The 15,270-nt window shown below is 66.8% G+C and carries 11 protein-coding genes and 1 pseudogene; 7 read left to right on the forward strand and 5 right to left on the reverse strand.

From position 1 onward, the window contains the following. Positions 1 to 90: 90 nt before the first annotated feature. Both V9L21_RS09360 and V9L21_RS09365 read left to right on the forward strand, forming a co-directional pair. A complete protein-coding gene (locus V9L21_RS09360; protein ID WP_337311180.1) occupies positions 91 to 2,421 on the forward strand; it encodes a xanthine dehydrogenase family protein molybdopterin-binding subunit in 2,331 nt (776 codons plus the stop codon). Positions 2,422 to 2,427: 6 nt separating this feature from the next. After that, on the forward strand, positions 2,428 to 2,823 hold the full coding sequence (locus V9L21_RS09365; RefSeq protein ID WP_337311182.1) for an SRPBCC family protein: 396 nt from the start codon (positions 2,428 to 2,430) through the stop codon (positions 2,821 to 2,823). Between the two features lie 14 nt (positions 2,824 to 2,837). Here the strand turns inward: V9L21_RS09365 and pobA are convergent, their stop codons facing one another. Next, on the reverse strand, positions 2,838 to 4,019 hold the full coding sequence (gene pobA / locus V9L21_RS09370) for a 4-hydroxybenzoate 3-monooxygenase (RefSeq protein WP_337311184.1): 1,182 nt from the start codon (positions 4,017 to 4,019) through the stop codon (positions 2,838 to 2,840). 129 nt (positions 4,020 to 4,148) lie between these two features. Here pobA and V9L21_RS09375 point away from each other — a divergent pair, with 129 nt between their 5' ends. The 5 genes from V9L21_RS09375 to V9L21_RS09395 all read left to right on the forward strand — a co-directional run bounded on the left by V9L21_RS09375 (position 4,149) and on the right by V9L21_RS09395 (position 8,868). After that, positions 4,149 to 4,919, forward strand: a complete 771-nt coding sequence (locus V9L21_RS09375; protein ID WP_337311186.1) for an IclR family transcriptional regulator domain-containing protein — start codon at positions 4,149 to 4,151, stop codon at positions 4,917 to 4,919. A gap of 55 nt (positions 4,920 to 4,974) precedes the next feature. Then, on the forward strand, positions 4,975 to 5,634 hold the full coding sequence (locus V9L21_RS09380; RefSeq protein ID WP_337311188.1) for a response regulator: 660 nt from the start codon (positions 4,975 to 4,977) through the stop codon (positions 5,632 to 5,634). Beyond that, the gene (locus tag V9L21_RS09385; protein ID WP_337311190.1) at positions 5,631 to 6,962 is read left to right on the forward strand and encodes an ATP-binding protein; all 1,332 of its coding nucleotides are present in this window, start codon (positions 5,631 to 5,633) and stop codon (positions 6,960 to 6,962) included. The genes V9L21_RS09380 and V9L21_RS09385 overlap by 4 nt, the downstream gene beginning before the upstream one ends. A gap of 105 nt (positions 6,963 to 7,067) precedes the next feature. Beyond that, the gene (locus V9L21_RS09390) at positions 7,068 to 8,537 is read left to right on the forward strand and encodes a DegQ family serine endoprotease (protein WP_337311192.1); all 1,470 of its coding nucleotides are present in this window, start codon (positions 7,068 to 7,070) and stop codon (positions 8,535 to 8,537) included. 28 nt (positions 8,538 to 8,565) lie between these two features. Then, entirely contained in the window at positions 8,566 to 8,868 is a 303-nt protein-coding gene (locus V9L21_RS09395; RefSeq protein WP_337311194.1) for a hypothetical protein, read from the forward strand. A gap of 42 nt (positions 8,869 to 8,910) precedes the next feature. Here V9L21_RS09395 and V9L21_RS09400 read toward each other — a convergent pair whose 3' ends face one another. From V9L21_RS09400 to V9L21_RS09415, 4 genes and pseudogenes are all read right to left on the reverse strand, one after another. Beyond that, positions 8,911 to 9,126, reverse strand: coding sequence for a hypothetical protein (locus V9L21_RS09400; RefSeq protein ID WP_337311196.1), 216 nt, complete (start codon positions 9,124 to 9,126; stop codon positions 8,911 to 8,913). Between the two features lie 125 nt (positions 9,127 to 9,251). Then, positions 9,252 to 9,452, reverse strand: coding sequence for a hypothetical protein (locus V9L21_RS09405; protein WP_337311198.1), 201 nt, complete (start codon positions 9,450 to 9,452; stop codon positions 9,252 to 9,254). A gap of 414 nt (positions 9,453 to 9,866) precedes the next feature. Beyond that, complete coding sequence (locus V9L21_RS09410) at positions 9,867 to 10,718, reverse strand: OmpA family protein (protein ID WP_337311200.1); 852 nt, start codon at positions 10,716 to 10,718, stop codon at positions 9,867 to 9,869. Between the two features lie 34 nt (positions 10,719 to 10,752). Then, positions 10,753 to 14,970, reverse strand: a pseudogene (locus V9L21_RS09415) (YadA-like family protein); the annotation flags it as partial. Between the last annotated feature and the right edge of the window lie 300 nt (positions 14,971 to 15,270).

The following is a 15,270-nucleotide window of genomic DNA, read 5'->3' on the forward strand; positions in this document are numbered from 1 at the left end:
CGGTGCAACAGCGCACAGGAATATCACAACAGACCCATAGCGGACCGCCGGGCGGCATCGCCTTGCGGCGGCCAGCCCAAGAGGACAACGTTGACCACTGAATCCAACCCCACGCGTTTCGGTAGCGGCCAGGCGGTTCGCCGTCTGGAGGACGAGAGCCTGCTGGCCGGCGCAGGCCGCTACACGGACGACGTCACGCTCCCCGGACAGGCGCACCTCGTCTTTGTCCGCTCTCCCTATCCGCATGCACGCATCGTCTCGATCGACACGGCCGCCGCCGCTGCGATGCCTGGCGTGCTGCGCGTGATCACGGGCGCCGAAATGGCCGAAGCGGGTGTAAAGCCCATGCCCGGCGCCGCCGGCTTCAAGCGCGCCGATGGCGGCGATTGCGCCAGCCCGCCGCGCCTTGCCATGGCGCACGAGCGCGTGCGCTTCGTCGGCGAAGCGGTGGCGGCGGTGGTGGCCGAAACCGTGCAGCAGGCCCGCGATGCCGCCGAGGCGGTGATGGTCGACTACGACGAGCTCCCGATGGTGGTCGATCTCGCGAGCGCCACCGCCGACGGCGCGCCGCAGTTGTGCGCCGAAGCCACAGGCAACATCGCAGCCGAAATGAAGCACGGCAGCAGCGAAGCCGCGACAGCGGCCTTTGCCAAGGCCAGCCATGTGGTTGCGCTGGACGTGGTCAACCAGCGCGTGGTCGCCCTGACCATCGAGCCGCGTTCGGTGCTTGCGGCCTACGACGGCGAATCCGACCGGCTCACCATCCGCATGAGCACGCAGATGCCATCGGGTGTGCGCGACTCCGTGTGCGGTGCCATCGGCCTCGCGAAGGAGAAGGTGCGCGTGGTGGTGGGCGACGTGGGCGGCGGCTTCGGCATGAAGACCGGCGCTTATCCCGAAGACATCGCAGTCGCGTTTGCCGCGCTGCAGGTCAAGCGCCCCTTGAAGTGGGTGGCCGAGCGCAGCGAAGAATTTCTTTCCAGCGCGCACGGCCGCGACATCGAGGCCCGGGCCGAACTCGCGCTCGATGCCGACGGGAAGATCCTCGCGCTACGCATCAAGACGCTGGCCAACGTGGGCGCCTATGCCACCGGCACCGGCGTTGCCATCCAGCTGCTGATCGGCCCCTGGGTGCAAACCAGCGTCTACGACATCCAGACCATCGACTTTCACTTCAAGGCGGTGCTCACCAACACCGCGCCCACCGGCGCCTACCGCGGCGCGGGCCGCCCGGAGGCGATCTTCACCATCGAGCGGCTGATGGACGAGGCCGCGCGCCAGACCGGAATCGACCGCGTCGAGCTGCGCCGCCGCAACTTCATCCGCCCCGAGCAGATGCCCTACAAGAACCCGATGGCGCAGACCTACGACACCGGCAAGTTCGAGTCGGTGATGGATCAGGCGCTGGCCCTCGCCGACTGGCAGGGCTTCGAAACGCGCGCGGCCGAGTCGGCCCGGCAGGGCAAGCACCGCGGCCTGGGCATTGCCACCTTTCTCGAATGGACGGGCGGCAATGTGTTCGAGGAGCGCGTCACGGTTTCGGTGCAGGCCGATGGCGTGATCGAAGTGTTCTCGGCCGTCAACGCCATGGGGCAGGGCATTGCCACGTCGCTGGCGCAGTTGGCGGTCGATGCCTTCGGCGTGCCGATCGAGAAGGTGCGCGTCGTGCTTGGCGACACCGACCGCGGCGACGGTTTCGGCAGCGCCGGTTCGCGCTCGCTGTTCACCGGCGGCTCGGCCGTTCGCATTGGCGCCGAGCGCACCATCGACAAGGCGCGCGAGCTCGCGGCGCAGGAGTTCGAAGCCTCCGTCGACGACATCGTCTACAGCCGCGGCGTGTTCAACGTGGCCGGCACCGATCTCGAACTCGACCTGTTTGCCCTGGCGGGCAAGCAGCCCGATGGCGAAATCTTCGTCGACTCCACCAGCACCGTGGCCGGCTCGACCTGGCCCAACGGCTGCCACATCTGCGAGATCGAAATCGATCCACCGACTGGGGAGATCAGCGTGGTGGCCTACAGCTCGGTCAACGACGTTGGCCGAGTGATCAACCCGATGATCGTGCGCGGCCAGCTCGAGGGCGGCGCGGTGCAGGGTATTGGCCAGGCGCTCTACGAGCAGGTGGTGTACGACCACGAAACAGGCCAACCCGTGACCGGCAGCCTCATGGACTACGCCGCGCCGCGCGCCGACATCGTGCAGACCATGTTCCACATGGAAATGGACGAGTCGACGCCTTGCACCAACAACCCGCTGGGCGTGAAAGGCGTGGGCGAGCTGGGCACCATCGGCGCCACGCCGACCATCGTCAACGCGGTGGCCGATGCCTTCGCGCGCAACGGCTTTGCGGCCAGCGCGCCGCGCCTGCACATGCCGCTGAGCCCGGCGCGTGTGTGGCAGGCCATGCACACGGTGGATTGAAGAACCATGGCAACGATCTACAAGGAATTCATCGTCGAGGCCGACGTGGCGAAAGTATGGGACGCGCTGCGCGACTTTGGCGCCGTGCACACGCGCCTCGCGCCCGGCTTTCTGACCGATGCCAAGCTCGACGGGCAGGGCGCCCGCATCGTGAGCTTTGCCAACGGCTTGGTGGCGCGCGAGCTGCTCGTAGGCATCGACGAGCCAAACCGCCGCCTGGCCTACACCATCACCGGCGGCAAGGCGAGCCACCACCATGCGTCGGCGCAGGTGTTCGCGCATGGCGAAGGGCGCTCGCGCTTCGTGTGGGTCACCGATGTGCTGCCCGACGAATTCGCCGCCTACATCGCGCCGATGATGGACCAGGGCGGCGCTGCGATGAAGAAGACGCTCGAAAAGTAGAGCCTGCTGCCGGCTTAGAAATCTTCGAGCGGCAGGCCCACGTAGTTCTCGGCCAGCGCGGTGGAGGCGGCGTGCGAGTGCACCAGGTAGTCGAGCTCGGCTTCCTGGATCTTCTGGCCGAAGGCGCCGGTTTCCGGAAAACGGTGCATCAGCGACGTGAACCACCACGAGAAGCGCTCCGCCTTCCACACGCGGCGCAGGCAAAGGTCTGAATAGCGGTCGAGCGCGGAGGGCGTTTTCTCGCCGTAGAAGATCTCGAGCGCACGCGAGAGATACCCCACGTCGGCCGTCGCAAGGTTGAGACCCTTGGCACCGGTGGGCGGCACGATGTGCGCGGCATCGCCGGCCAGGAACAGCGAGCCGAAGCGCATCGGCTCGGCCACGAAACTGCGCAGCGGCGCAATGCTCTTTTCCAGCGAAGGCGCGGTCACCAGCCGCTCGCGCGCCTCGGGGTCGAGCCGTGCGCGCAGCTCGTTCCAGAAGGCTTCGTCGCTCCAGTTTTCGACCCGCTCCTCGGTCGGCACCTGCACGTAGTAGCGGCTGCGCGTGGCGCTGCGCATGCTGCAAAGCGCAAAACCCCGTTCGGTATTGGCGTAGATGAGTTCATGCGACACCGGCGGCACATCGGCCAATACGCCGAGCCAGCCGAAGGGGTAGATCTTCTCGTAGGTCTGGATCGCGTCCGCGGGCACGCTGGCCCTGCTCACGCCGTGGTAACCGTCGCAACCCGCGATGAAGTCGCATTCGATCTCGTGCGTTTGGCCGTCTTTCTCGTAGCGCACGCGCGGGCGCTGCGAATCGAAGTCATGAAGGCTTACGTTGGCCGCGCTATAGATGGTGGCCAGGCCTTCGGCCGAGCGTGCCTCCATCAGGTCGCGCGTCACTTCCGTCTGGCCGTACACCGTGACCTGCTTTCCGCCCGTGAGGCCGTGCATGTCGATACGGTGCCGCGCCCCCTTGAACAGCAGCTCGATGCCCTCGTGCGGCAGCCCTTCGGCCTTGGCGCGCGCAACGACGCCGGCGCGCGCCAGGAGATCCATGGTGACCTGCTCGAGCACGCCCGCGCGGATGCGCCCGAGCACGTAGTCGCCGCTCTGGCGCTCGACGATGATGTTGTCGATGCCGGCTTTGAAAAGCAGCTGCCCGAGCAGCAGGCCGGCTGGGCCCGCGCCGATGATGGCGACCTGTGTGCGCATGTTGATGTCTCCGATGGGTTTTCCGGAGCGTAGGGCGCGCGCGGCATGCTGGCGCGCCACTTGGCGAGGCTCTGTGCGATCATGCGAGCGGCTGCGCGATCATCGCGCAACACTTCTCAGTTAGACCAGATGACCATCGCCAAAGCCGACTTCATCGAGGGCATTGCCAAGGGAATGGCCGTGCTCGAAAGCTTCGATACCGAGCGCCAGCGCCTCAACGCCACCCTGGCTGCCGAGCGCGCCGGCCTCACGCGCGCCGCCGCGCGCCGGCACCTGCTCACGCTGGCCCACCTGGGCTACCTCGAGACGGACGGCAGCTATTTCTGGATGGCGCCCAAGGTGCTGCGCTTCTCGGGAAGCTACCTTGCTTCGTCGCGCCTGCCGCGTGCACTGCAACCCACGCTCAACCGACTTGCGGCACAAACCGGCGAATCGTTCTCGGCCGTGGTGCTCGACGGCGAAGAAGTGGTCATCATCGCGCGCAGCGGCAGCTACGGCACGCCGACGCGCGTGTTGGCGTACGGCTTGCACCTTGGCGCCCGGCTGCCGGCGCACGCCACCTCGACCGGGCGGGTGCTGCTCGCAGCCATGGCGCCCGCGCAGCTCACGCAATGGCTCAAGGGCCGCCACCTTGCGCGGCTCACGCCGCACACCACCACCCAGGCCCGCAGCCTGCGCCAGCTGATTTCGCGAACACGCAAGAGCGACTACTGCTTTGCCAGCGAAGAGCATGAGCTGGGCGTGCAGGCGCTCGCGGTGCCGCTGCGCGACATGCAAGGCCATACAGTGGCCGCGCTCAATGTGGTGCTCTCCGGCACGCGCTACCAGGAAGAAACGCTCCAGCGCGAGATGCTGCCTCTGCTCTTCGAGGCCGCGCGCGAGGTCAGGTCGCTGCTGTAGCCTGAACTTTCCGCGCCGCCGCTGCCTCGAACCTGAAAAACGGAACACAACAACCATGCGACTGCTGCTGCTGGAAGACGACGTGATGATCGGCGAGGCCGTGCTCGACCTGCTTCGGGCCGAGCAATACGCAGTGGACTGGGTAAAAGACGGCGACGCGGCCGAGTCCGCATTGCGCACCCAGCAATACGACCTGGTGCTGCTCGACCTGGGTGTGCCCCGCCGCGACGGGCTCGAGGTGCTGCGCAGCCTGCGCGCCCGCAAGCAGCGCATGCCCGTGCTGATTGCCACCGCGCGCGACTCGGTGCAGCAACGCATCGAAGGGCTCGATGCAGGCGCCGACGACTATGTGCTCAAGCCCTACGACCTGGATGAACTGCTGGCCCGCATCCGGGCACTGCTGCGCCGCGCGGCCGGGCGTGCCGAGCCGGTGTACGAGCACATGGGCGTGAGCATCAATCCCGCCACGCGCGAGGTTTCGGTGGCAGGCCAGCCGGTGATACTTTCGGCCCGTGAATGGGCGGTGCTCGAACCGCTGATCGCACGGCCCGGCATGGTGCTGTCGCGCGCGCAGCTCGAAGAAAAGCTCTACAGCTGGAAGGACGAAATCAGCAGCAACGCCGTAGAGGTGTACGTGCACGGCCTGCGCAAGAAGCTGGGTGCCGAACTGATCCGCAACGTGCGCGGCGTTGGCTACATGGTGCCCAAGGCATGATCCGCGCGCTGACGGGGTCGCTGCGCGCGCGCCTGCTGTGGTTTCTGCTCGCGGCCATTGTGCTGGCCGCCGGTGCGCAGGCGGTGGTCGCCTACCGCACGGTGCTGAAGGAGGCCGACGACATCTTCGACTACCACATGCAGCAAATGGCGCTTTCGCTGCGCGCCGGCCTGCCGCCCAGCGCGGCGGTGGGCGGCATAGGCAGCGGCGAGCAGAACTTCGAGTTCGTGGTGCAGGTGTGGACGGCCGACGGCGTGCGCATTTTCGAATCGGCCGAGCAGGCCGCATTGCCCCAATTGGCGGTGCTGGGCTTTGCCGACGTGCGTGCGCGCGGCACCACCTACCGGGTGTTCTCCATGCAGACCAGCGGGCTGGTCATCCAGGTGGCGCAAGACATGGCAGCGCGGCGCAACATGGCCGGCGCGCTGGCCTTGCGCACCATTGCGCCCGTGGCGCTCATGGCGCCGCTGCTCATGCTCATCGTGTGGTGGGTGGTGAGCCTTTCGCTCGCGCCCGTGGCGCGCGTGCGCACGCAGGTTGCATCGCGGCAAGCCGACGATCTTTCCGCCGTGAGCGAGGAAGGCCTGCCCGACGAGGTGCGCCCCCTGGTGCAAGAACTCAACCTGCTGTTCGACCGGGTGCGCCACGCTTTCGATGCGCAGAAGCACTTTGTGGCCGATGCCGCGCATGAGCTTCGCTCGCCGCTTGCCGCACTGAAGCTGCAGGTGCAGGGCCTGCAGCGCGCACCCGATGCCGCGGCGCGCGAAGTGGCCGTGAGCCGGCTGGTGGCGGGCATCGACCGCGCCACGCGGCTGGTCGAGCAGATGCTCGCGCTGGCCCGGCACGAGGCCAGCATGGCCGCGGGCGCCAAGCCAGAACCGATCGACCTTGCCGAAACCGCGCGGCTCGCCATTTCGGACGCGGTGGCGGCCGCGCAGGCACGGCGCATCGACATCGGCATCTCGCATGCGGACGCGGCCGCCGTGGTGAACGGCCAGCCCGAGGCGCTGCGCATGCTGCTGCGCAACCTGGTCGACAACGCCGTCAAGTACACGCCCGAAGGCGGGCGCGTCGACGTGGGCATTGCGGTGCAAGCCGGTGGCGTGGAGCTCAGCGTGGACGACAGCGGGCCCGGCCTGCCCGAAGAAGAGCGCGGGCGGGTGCTCGACCGCTTCTATCGTTCGGGCGAGCCGCAGGCGCCGGGCAGCGGCCTGGGGCTGGCCATCGTCAAGTCGATTGCCGACCTGCACGGCGCCACGGTGGCGCTCGCCGCGTCACCGAGCTTGGGTGGCCTGCGGGCAGTGGTGCGTTTTCCGGCCAGGGCCTGAGTTCTTCTCTCGAATTCGATCCGCGCTTTAAGGCGCGCTTAAGTCAGCGGGCCGACATTCCTCTCATCGTGTTTGCGTGCAGACGCATTGAAAGGAAAGCTAGAAATGAACACCCGCCTGACTTCTCCCTCCGCCCTGGTTCTTGCCCTGGCGACCGCCGGGGTGATCGGCGCCGTTGGTGCCGGCGCCTACACCAGTGCCGTGAGCGCGCCGACCAACGCCACACCCATCGCCGCAGCCCCCGCAATGGTCACGCTGCCCGACTTCTCCACCATCACCACGCGCGACGGCCCCGCGGTGGTCAACATCAGCGTGACCGGTACCGCCAAGGAGTCGGACGCCGAAGCCGCGGCCGAGATGCAGGGCGTCGACCCGGACGATCCGATGTTCCAGTTCTTCCGCCGTTTCCAGGGCCAGATGGGCCCGCGCGCACAGCAGCGCGATGTGCCGGTGCGTGCGCAGGGCTCTGGCTTCATCGTGAGCCCCGACGGCCTCATCATGACCAACGCGCACGTCGTGAAGGGCGCAAAGGAGGTCACCGTCAAGCTGACCGACCGCCGTGAATACCGCGCCAAGGTGCTCGGCGCCGACGCCAAGACCGACATCGCCGTGCTCAAGATCGATGCGAAGAACCTGCCCACGCTTGCGCTGGGCAACACCAAGGACCTGAAGGTCGGCGAATGGGTGCTGGCCATCGGCTCGCCCTTCGGTTTCGAGAGCACAGTCACGGCAGGCGTCGTAAGCGCCAAGGGCCGCTCGCTGCCCGACGACAGCTACGTGCCGTTCATCCAGACCGACGTGGCGGTGAACCCCGGCAACTCGGGCGGGCCGCTGCTCAACACGCGCGGCGAGGTGGTCGGCATCAATTCGCAGATCTACAGCCGCAGCGGCGGCTACCAGGGCGTGTCGTTCGCCATTCCTATCGACGTGGCCGTGCAGGTGAAAGACCAGATCGTTGCCACCGGCAAGGCCACGCATGCGCGTTTGGGCGTGGCGGTGCAAGAGGTGAACCAGGCCTTTGCCGATTCGTTCAAGCTCGACAAGCCCGAGGGTGCGCTGGTCTCCAATATCGAGAAGGGCGGCCCTGGCGACAAGGCCGGCCTGAAGGCGGGCGACGTGATCCGCAAGGTCGACGGCCAGCCCATCGTCTCGTCGGGCGACCTGCCCGCCGTCATCGGTCAGCAGACGCCGGGCAAGAAGGTCACGCTCGAAGTGTGGCGCCAGGGCGAGCGCCAGGAGCTTTCCGCCAAGCTCGGCGATGCGAGCGACAAACCCACGCAGGTCGCAAAGGCCGACAGCGCCGCGGGGCAGGGCAAGCTCGGCCTTGCGCTGCGTCCCCTGCAGCCGCAGGAAAAGCGCGAGGCCGCGATCGAGAACGGGCTGCTGGTCGAAGACGTTGCCGGTCCGTCGGCCATGGCCGGCGTGCAGGCGGGCGACGTGCTGCTGGCCATCAACGGCACGCCCGCCAAGAGCCTGGAGCAGGTGCGCGAAGTGGTGGCCAAGGCCGACAAGTCGGTCGCGCTTTTGATCCAGCGCGGCGAAGACAAGATCTTCGTGCCGGTTCGCATCGGCTGAGGTTCGCCGTCAGGCTTTTGCGCAGAACATGAGCTCATCGCCCGGCGGCCTTTCGGCGCACATCCTGCCCACGTCGGCCACCATGATCGGCGTGTGCATGACGGTGATGTCGATCGGTCACCTGGGCCCGCGCGACGACCTGCGGCTGGTCATCGACCGCATGCTGGCCATCGACGCACTGGTCTTCCTGGCCAGTGCGCTTCTGTCGTTCATCTCGATGCGGTCGCGCAAATCTGGAGCCCGCCTGGAGGCCTGGGGCGAGGTGGTTTTCATTGCCGGGCTTGCGCTGCTGGCGCTGGGCGCCGTGACGCTGGCGTTTGCCTTGCGCTGACGCGGAAGCCGGACGCTGCCGGCGCCGCGCAGCGAGCGCGCTTCAGGACTCTTTGTTGCCCGCGTCTTTTTGGGGAACTTGCGCGTCGAGCTCGTCCTTGAGGCCCTTGTCCCCGCGCAGGGCCATGTAGAGCACGGCCCCCAGGCCGATCACCGCGACGGAGATCAGAGCGAAGAGCCCTCCGCCAAAGGCCCACCACCAGAACAAACCGCTTGCAACAAGAAGCAGCGCAACCAAGAGTAAAGAATTCAAGTGCATGGACCAAGCCGATAGTACATTGGCGGTAATGTACGCGGCGTTACTGTTTAGCGGCTGACTCGCGCTCTGGGATATACCCTCTTTTTGCGATATTTCGCGTGCGTGGGGGTGGCCTGTAGCGGGCTTCACGGGTTGCGTGGCGGTTCGATGTCATAGGCCTCGCGCAGGTTTTCAAGCTGCTCCCGCGCCACGCGAAAGCACTCCTGAAGCTGCTCCGCCGTCGGCTCCGGATAGCCCGGCGGTGGCTGCAGCGCATTGCCAAGACGTTCCCACGCCGCTTCCCAGGCGAGCTTCAAGAGGGCGCGCGCATCCGAAGACCTCGACATCATCTTCCTCCGGTTTTTTTGATGGGATCAATGATGCGGGCGCGGCCCCAAGATTCAAGAGGGGTGGGGTAGCCCTCCAGGCTTCGGCAACGGCCTCCGGCAGCAGCTGAAACTCCACCTGGCCAACGGCCATGGCGGCGCGTTCGCGCTGTACGGCAAGGTGCAGCAGCGCAAGCGTGCAGATCACCGCCGCCATTGCGGCAATCACCCACCAAAGAGCCCTTGTCGCTTGCGAATCGGGGCCGTTTCTCTTGTCGCGATCTTCCATCTCAACCTCCTAATCGAGAACGGAAGATCGAGTTGTTTCAAAATTGCAGATGTCAGACAAAGCCGCGACTGTTTGTAACGCGGCTACCGCGCAAGGGCTTGCCTTGAAGCGGGCCCGGCGAGTTACGCCGAGCCCGCAAGGGTCGTTCAGCTTCCGCCGAACACCTCGATCTCCACGCGGCGGTTCGGCGCCAGGCAGTCGATGAGCTCTGCGCGCCTGGTTTGCGCGCATTGCACCTTCGGTTCGGATTCGCCCTTGCCTTGCACCCGCACGGTCTGCGCCGGCACGCCGGACTGCGCCAGATAGTTGCGAACGGTGTTGGCACGCGCCAGCGAAAGGGCGTTGTTGTAGGCGCTGCTTCCCAGGCGGTCGGTATGGCCCGTCACCCTGACGGCATCCACCGACTTGACGCTGCTCTTGATCTCGCCCGCCAAGGTCTCGAGCTTGCGCCGGCCCTCGGGCAGCAGGTCGGCCAGCGCGCTGCCATCGAAGCGGAAGAGTCCGTCGGCACCCAGCGTGATCTTGCGCGGCGGCGCAGCCGGGGCCGCACTGGCCGGCCGTTCGGCCACGGGCACCGCACGCGCCGCCAGCACGTCGCCGCAGCCGGCGGGCAGCCAGTGGAAGGTCTGCGCCCTGAAGTCCTTGTCGAAGATCACCTTGTATTGGCAGGTGGTCACGCCGCCGCCCGCTTTGCGAAAGTGAAAGATGTAGTCCCACTCGCGCGGGCTCGCCACGCCTTCGCGAAAGTGCGGGCGACCGAGCAGATCGAACAGCTGGTCTTTGGTGACGCCTGGCGCCACGGCGCGCAGGTTGTCCAGGTTGGGAAACGTGCCTTCCTTGAGCCAGGCGTCGTTCTCCACGCTGGGGAAGACCACTTCGGTGGCCTTGCCGTCGTCGGTGATGCCCTTGCTCACGTAGGAGCTGCAGCCTTGCAGAACCAGAACGGCGGCGGCTCCCAGTGCGACGGCCGAGAAGCGATGGATTTGTGTTTTCGTCATGATGATGTTGTTCCTCTTGTTTCGGGCCGTCGGCTTACCAATGGAAGCCAGCACCGGCCGCCACGCCAACCTTGCCGCGCGAGTTGGCCGAGCCGCTGAACTTGACCACCCAGCGGCCGTTGTCTGAGAGCTTCGACACGCCCAGGGCAAGGGCTGCCTGGCCGTCGAAGCCCGCGACACCCGCGGACACCATGCTCTTGCCCGGGATGTAGGCCTGCGGCATGTTGGCCATTGCCATCGCACCCGCGGCACCGGCGCTGGCGTCCTTGGCAATGCTGCGGATCTCGCCGCCCAGCGAGTTGACGCGCGCATCGGTGTAGGCGTTGGCACCCGCGATGCCGGCGTTCAGCTGGTTCACGTTGACCGCGTCGGTGCCGGCCACACCGGGTGCCACGTTGTGCACAGTCACCGGGCCCGTCGCGCCGCCGCCGCCCATGCTCACGCTGTTGTAGTTGATCGAGCCGTCGGGGTTGGTGTCGTACTTGACGGTCGACTGGTCGATGGCCGCAACCACGCCTTGCACCCCGCGCAGCTGCGACACGTTGACCGCGTCGCTGTCGGCCGTGCCCGCCGCCACGCCGGTGATCTGGCGGAACTGCCCGTTGGCCGCATCGCCCACCGACACCGCCGCCAGCGTGCTGGTCGTCGCGCCGATGGCGATTCGCTGCGCATCGGTCGCCGTGGGCGGCACGAAGCCCGCCACTCCCGCCGCGGTGGAGGCCACGGAGCCCGCGCCCAATGCCACGCCGCCCGCTTGCGTCACGCTGCTGCCTGCGCCCAGTGCCACGCCCTGGATCCCGGCGGCCGACGCATTGGTGCCCATTGCAATCGAATCGGCCAGATGCGACGTAGCGCCTTGGCCGATGGCAATGCCGCCCGGCGCACTTTGCTGCACGATGGCGCCGTTGCCGATGCCAACGCCGTTGTTGCCGTTGACCACCGTCTGCGGCCCGACCGCCACCGACTCGGCGCCAATGGCCAGCGAATCCGCCGCCGTGGAGTTGGCGTGGAAGTACAGCGTGGGCGTGACGGCAAACGATTGCAGCGCACCGCTGAGCTGTCGCACCGTGACTGCGTCCTGCGACTGCGTGCCGTCGGCCACATTGGTGATCTGGCGGTAGCTGGTGGCGCTGCCGACCGAGAGCGCGCCAAGCAGCGTGCGGTCGGTGGTGTTGTATTCGATCAGGCTGCTGCCGGCCGGAATGGTGCCGGTCGAGGGCGCCACGAAGCGGTCGGAAACCGATCCCGAGCCGAGCGCGACGCCGCCGTCGACCGTGGCCGCCGCATCCTTGCCCGACGCGATGGCGTCGGCGCCGGTTGCGCCCAGGTTGTCCTCGTTACCGCCGCCGGTGGACTTGACGCTGTAGTACCTGATCTTGTTGGCTGTGACCGTGCTGCTCAGGTTCTCGATCGACTGGTTGGTGGCGAACAACTGGCTGCCGTTGATCGCGTCGGTCGAGTCGATTGCGACCCGGCCGGCTGCCACGTTGGTGATGGTGCGTTCCGCTCCTACCGCGCCCACGCTGACCGTGCTCGTCGGGGTTGTGCCAGCGAAGTTGTAGGTGATCCCGTCGATCACCGTGCTGGCCGTTTGGACCGTCGGTCCAGTTGTCGAGCCAGAGCCGAGCGCGATGTCACCGGCATTGTTGGCCACCGCATTCGGGCCGATGGCAACGGAGTTGATTCCCACGGCGCTCGAGTCGGGCAGGACGGAGTTGGCGTGGAAGTACTTGATGCCTGCACCGTTGTTGATGTCGCCGATCTGGCTATTGAGGTTGTTGATCGAAGTCGTGTTCAACGTCACCTGCTGGTTGGTGGCGAACAGCTGCGAGCCGTTGATGGCGTCTGTCGAGTCGATTGCGAGCCGTCCGGCCGCAACATTGGTGATGGTTCGCTCTGCATTCAGCGCACCCACGCTGACCGTGCTCGTCGGCGTGGCCCCAGCGAAAACATAGGGATTGCCGCCGATCGTGGCGCCTGATGTGCCAACTGCCTTGGAGGTTGTGGAGCCGAAGCCCAGCGCCACATCGCCTGCATTGTTGGCCACTGCGTTCGGGCCAATGGCGACGGAATCGGTGCCCAGGGCCTGCGAGTCGGGCAGGGTGGAGGTGGCGTGGAAGTACTTGATACCTGCGCCGTTGTTGATGCCGCCAATCTGGTTGTTGAGATTGGTGATCTGGGTCGAGTTCAGGTCCACCTGCTGGTTGGTGCCGAACAGTTGCGAGCCGTTGATGGCGTCTGTCGAGGTGCCGGAAATTCGGCCGGCCGCCACGTTGGTGATGGTGCGTTCCGCCCCCGGCGCGCCAACGCTGACCGTGCTCGTCGGATTGATGCCGAAGAAGTTATACGGATTTCCGCCGATCACAATACCCGTCGTGGCGACTGCCGTGTCTGTCACCGAACCCGAGCCCAATGCCACGTCGCCAGCGTTGTTCGCCAGCGCCGTATCACCAAATGCAACCGCGCCCGCCGCCAGTGCCTTGCTGGTGCTGCCGATAGCGACGCTACCTTGGCCGACCACCGTGTTCTGGTAGCCGATACCGACCGCGCCCTGCGCCGCCGTGCCGGCCGTGCCGACCGCTTGGCCGCCACCGCCCACCATGTTGGTGTTGCCCATTGCCACGGAGCCGTTGCCGGTGGCCGTGTTGTCCAAACCGCTCGCGATTGCGCCATTGCCGGTGGCGGTGTTCGGGTCGCCGATTGCCACTGCGCCGTTGCCGCTGGCAACGTTGCCGGAGCCGATGGACACCGAGCGACCGCCCGTGGCCGTAGCGTTGGTGCCGATAGCGACCGCCTCGGCCGAATCGGCCCGGGAATTCCTGCCGACCGCAATGGTGTTCGCAGCCGAGGCGGTGGCCAGACGGCCGACCGCAATTGCTTCCGTTTGGGTGGCGGACGATTCGCCGCCAATGGCGATGGCATCGCCGGCTGCGGCGTTCGCGCCGGCTGTGGCGTTGCCGCCCAATGCCAGAGCACCGGCGGCCGAAGCGCGCACGGCAGTCGCGGCATTGGTGCCGCCCGAGCCCAAGGCGGTGGCATTGGCGGCAGTTGCGGCCGCTCGGGTACCCATCGCAACTGCGTCGGCGCCGGCCGCGCGTGTTGCAACCCCCATGGCGACAGAGCGCGCTTGGGACGCCTCCACATCCGTGCCGACAGCGATGGCGCCCTCCGCAGTTGCGCCCGCTCCTGCGGCCGTGCGCGCACCGAGGTTGATGGAATTTATCTCGGAGGCGATCGACTGGAAGCCGATCGCGATGCCGTTGCGGCCGGCTGCGCTGGCGTTGGTGCCTTGTGAGATGGCATCCAGTGCGGAAGCAGTGGCGTTGTTGCCGATGGCGATCGCCCTCTCCAGACTCGCATTCGCGTTCACACCGATCGACGTCGTTGCGCTGGCCGCGACGCCGATACCTGCATTGGTGCCGATGGCAATGTTGTCGTCGCCGCTGACCAAGCTGCCTGCCGCAGCCTTCAAGGTGCCGTCGTAGGCGACCGAGCCGTCGCCTGTGCCGAGGGCGAGGTTGCGCGCACCTGTGACGCCCGAACCCGCGCCGCGCATCACGCTCGCCGTGCCTCCGCCCAAGGCGGTGTTGAGGGCGCCGGTGACCAGCGTTCCGGCTGCAACACCCACTGCGACCGAACCTGTGTTGGCAATCGTCGAGCCAGCGCCGGCGCCTTGGCCGACCGCAACTGTGCTGGTACCGGCAGCGATCGCTTGCGCTCCCAGCGCAAGCGAACTATTCCCTTGCGCCTGAGCGGCGTTTCCGACGGCAGTGGATGCGTCGTTGCTTGCCGCTGCCAGTCGGCCGGCGGCGAAAGAATTGTCACCGCTAGAGCTAGCGCCAGAACCTATTGAAGCGGAGTTTCCGCCGCTGGCGCTGGCGAAAGAACCCACTGCGGTGGCGCCGGCTGCAGTGACCGCGGCGGCTGCACCAATTGCAGTCGCATTGGTGTTACTCGCGGTCGTCAGAGGCCCCACTGCGGTGGCATTGATCCCTGTGGCATCGGCCGAATGACCCATTGCAGCGCTACCTTGTTGGGTTGCAGTGGACTCAAGGCCCATTGCCACGCTGAATTGGCCCGTAGCTTTGCTTCGGCTGCCAACCCCAATCGCATCGGCCTGACTGGCAGTCACGTCCGTGCCGATCCCGATGGCGCCCTCGACCAGCGCGCCGGTCCCTGCAGCGGTGCGAGCGCCGAGATAGACCGAGTTGACTCCAGCGGCAATGGCTCCGGCGCCAACAGCCACACCATTGAATCCTGTACTTGCGGCACCGCTGCCCACTGCGACCACGCCCTCCGCCGTGCCAACGGCTTGCACCCCCAAAGCAACCCCGAACTTTCCAGTGACTTGCGACTGGAGGCCAATGCTGATGGCCGCCGCGCCGCTGGAAGTCACGTCTGTGCCGATTGCAATGGAACTCTCGGTCAATGCACCTGTCCCGGGAGCCGCGCGCGCACCCAGGTAAAGGGCGTTGGTCGCAGAAGCAATGGCGCCGTAGCCGAGAGTCGTCGCATTTATCCCCGTACTCAACGCGTTGAAACCTATTGCAGT

It is taken from the genome of Variovorax sp. CCNWLW235, from assembly GCF_037204085.1.
GTDB lineage: Bacteria > Pseudomonadota > Gammaproteobacteria > Burkholderiales > Burkholderiaceae_C > Variovorax.